This window comes from Xylanibacter rarus (genome assembly GCF_001275135.1).
In the GTDB taxonomy this organism is placed as follows: domain Bacteria; phylum Bacteroidota; class Bacteroidia; order Bacteroidales; family Bacteroidaceae; genus Prevotella; species Prevotella rara.
Map to the genome: position 1 here is coordinate 1 of NZ_LFQU01000064.1, position 3,557 is coordinate 3,557.

Annotated in this window: 1 protein-coding gene and 1 pseudogene; both read left to right on the forward strand. The window is 49.5% G+C overall.

From position 1 onward, the window contains the following. Positions 1 to 401, forward strand: a pseudogene (locus ACU52_RS15350) (type I phosphomannose isomerase catalytic subunit); the annotation flags it as partial. 422 nt (positions 402 to 823) lie between these two features. Beyond that, a complete protein-coding gene (locus tag ACU52_RS14475; protein ID WP_082335317.1) occupies positions 824 to 3,295 on the forward strand; it encodes a DEAD/DEAH box helicase in 2,472 nt (823 codons plus the stop codon). Positions 3,296 to 3,557: the final 262 nt, after the last annotated feature.

Sequence of the window (3,557 nt, forward strand, 5' to 3'; positions counted from 1 at the left end):
TTGACGGCAAGCCAAGGGCACTGCACACGGCGCTGGCATCGGAGGCGCTGGACTATAAGGTGGAGGACGACTACCGCACGCACTACACGCGCAGGATGAACCATCCGGTGCTGCTGGCGGAGAACAGGTTCTTTACGGTGAAGCTGCTGGAGGTGAACCGTGCCTTCCACAGAAAGCTGTATAAGTATGACAGCTTCGTGGTGTATATGTGTCTTGAGGGCAGCAGCGACATCGTGATAAGGTCGTGGAAAGGCGAGGAGCCTGAGATAAAGCAGGTGCATCTGACAAAGGGCATGAGCTGCCTCGTGCCTGCCTGCGTGGCTGACATGGACGTTGTGCCGAACAACGAAAACCGCGTGTCGAAGCTGCTCGAGGTGTATATTGATAATAAGAACTACTGAAAAAACATGCGCTAATATTATTGGTAGTTAAAGTAGTTAAAGAAGTTATCGCTCACTAAGGTGAGCTAGGAGTTAGAGTCATATGCATTGTTGATTCTTATCGCAAGCACTACGTTGCTATTGTGCCGGCTGATTTGTAATCGGCCGGAAGTGAATATAAAGATTTGCAATCTGATTACTTCCTATTTGACATCACCTTATATCTTTAATGCAAACTTAGCGTTAGATTTTTCATTACTCACTTCGTAAGGCAGCGGTATTTTTAGCGGATCAGGAGATCCTTATACTCAATTCCGGCGGAGCACAGATCCGCCGGCACATTAGCCTTGTTGGTCATTGTCGCAAGCACTGCGTTTACTATTGACTCTAACTCCTGTAACTACTGTAACTCCTTTAACTTCTAACAACCACTTCCATAATCTGTGGCTTACTTACGCGACTATCAGACGGACATAATGGCTCGCATCATTGACGAATGGCAAAGATGCAAGAGCGTGATGGTGCAGATGCCTACAGGCACCGGCAAGACGAGAGTATTGGCTGCACTCGTGAATGAAGAACTAAACGCTAATAACGAAACGACAGGACGGACGCGTAGCGTGTGGATTGTTGCGCACAGACGGGAACTGGTGGAACAGATAAAGGAAACGGTAAATCAATTCATAATTGGGTTAAACCGAACTACGTTTCATAATTGGGGTAAACCGAACAATGTTTCACAATTAGCTAACGCTGAACTACGTTTCATAAGGCATAATTGGGTTAAACCGAACAATGTTTCACAATTAGACTGTGACAAACGTTGTTCAACGCCTATAAATAAGCACAAGGCAAATCATAATTTTCCATTATCCATTATCAATTCTCAATTGTCTTACGCCAGTAAGATCCACGTGTTGTCGATACAATGGCTGGCGAGACACTGGGAGGACGTGAAGGACGAGATGCCGAGTCTGATAGTGATAGACGAGGCTCACCATGCGCTGGCTGACACTTACGCCGAACTGTGGCGAAGATACCCGGAGGCTAAGAAGCTGGGAATGACGGCCACGCCATGCAGAATGAACGGCAAGGGATTTACGGATCTGTTTGACAAGCTGATATCGGGATGGAGCATTGCGGAGTTTGTAAGACGCGGCTATCTGTCGGTGTTCGACTATGTGTCGATAAGACGTGAGAGCGAGGAACAGAGACTGATAAACGAACTGAAAAGACGGGGCACCGACGGCGACTACCAGATAAAGGAGATGAACGAGAAGCTGAACAGACAGACGAGCATCGAAAGACTGTATGACGCCATGAAACGCTATGCCGACGGCAAAAAGGGCATAGTGTACGCCATAAGCATTGAACACGCCAGAAACATTGCGGAATACTACAGCAGACGGGGCGTGAAGGCAGTGGCGATAGACAGCAGGACGCCGCGGGCTACACGTAAAGCCTTAGTGGACGACTTTAAGGCAGGAAAGATAAAGGTGATGGTGAACGTTGACGTGTTCAGCGAGGGCTTCGACTGTCCTGACGTGGAGTTTGTGCAGATGGGCCGCCCTACCCTGTCGCTGGCAAAATATCTGCAGCAGGTGGGCCGCGGACTGAGAATGAGCAAGGGCAAGGATGCGTGCATGCTGATAGACAACGTGGGCCTGTATCGTGTGTTCGGACTGCCGACATGGGAACGCGACTGGCAGGCTATGTTTGAAGGCAGGATGACGGGAAAGGCTGAGACGGAAAGACGTGGCAGGCAACTGGCTGCGACGGCATGGACTGCAGACGAAGAGGCTATAGGACAGGACGAGATGGAAGTGGTGATGAACCACGAAAGGCTGCTGACATATATAGAGAAAGCCAAAGACGGAGACGAGACGGAGGCTAAGGCACTGACGGCATACAAGGACAAACGGAGCGGAAGATGGGGCCTGAAACGCGGCAGGAAGATAACGGCGAAGGCGCAATATGCGAAGGTGTTTGACATAAAGGACAACATGGCTGCCGTGAGATTCGGCGACATGCGCGTTGGCGTGGTTGACGGCGACGGTAATGTGATGATGAGAATAGACAGATACAGCGGCATGAGGTTTGTGAAGAACGACTTCGTTGAAGTGAAAGACAACGGATGCAAGACGTTTTATATTGACATAAGGACAAACAGACTGTACAGGGAGAAGCCGGAGGTGATGGTATTCGGAGGCGTGGAGATGCTGAAGATGGGCAGAACGCTATACAGCAGGACTAAGGATGTGTATGTGAACGCTCAGGGCATAGGACGCGGCGAACTGGCATGGCGCGGCTTTTATCTGGAAATACCTGACAGCAACGTGCCGGAGGCGTGCCGCAAGGCTGCGCTGACGCTTAGTACGGGCTACGAGACATCGGCATGCGTGATAGAAGGTGACGAGGAAAGGGCATACTGGTGTTGCGGCAGGCTGGCTGACGGAAGTATTATTGCGGCTGACAATGAAGGACGCTTCTATCACATGGCTAAAGGCATGACACCTGAACGGATAGACGGAAAGGACGGCATGGAAGCCCTGCTAAAAAGACTGAAGACGGAAGCCTGCGCAAGGGCTGCGGAAAAGAGACTGAGAAAGGAACAAGAGGAACAGGAACAAAGGCTGAAAAGACTGGAAAGGATAACCGACGCGCAACCATTTAAGAGCGGAACGAAATGGGGACTGAAGTCGGGCGACAGAGTTGTAGTGCCGCCGAAATACAGAATGATAATGCCGCCGATAGGCAAGCTCTGTGCCTTTGAGGACAGTCCGAGACAATGGGGCGTAATGGAAGTTGACGGAAAGGTGGTGGAAAAGGCCAGATATATGAAAGTGGCAATAGAAGAAAACGGCACCATGAAACTGACCGTGATACCGGGAAAGGTGATTACAAGGAGGAAGTAAAAGCCCACCAAACCTCCCCGTGGGAGGCTTTTGTTTCTCGGTAGTTAAAGGAGTTAGAGTAGTTATAGGAGTTAAAGTCATATGCTTTGTGGATTCTTATCATAATTTCACATAGTGCTTGCGACAAGAACCAACAAGGCTATTGGAGTAACAGAAGCCTCCCCACGGGGATTTAAGAGTGAAAAATCCAAATGCTAACGTAGTGCGTGCGATAATAATCAACAAAGCTAATGTGCCGGCTGATTTGCAATCTGCCGGAATT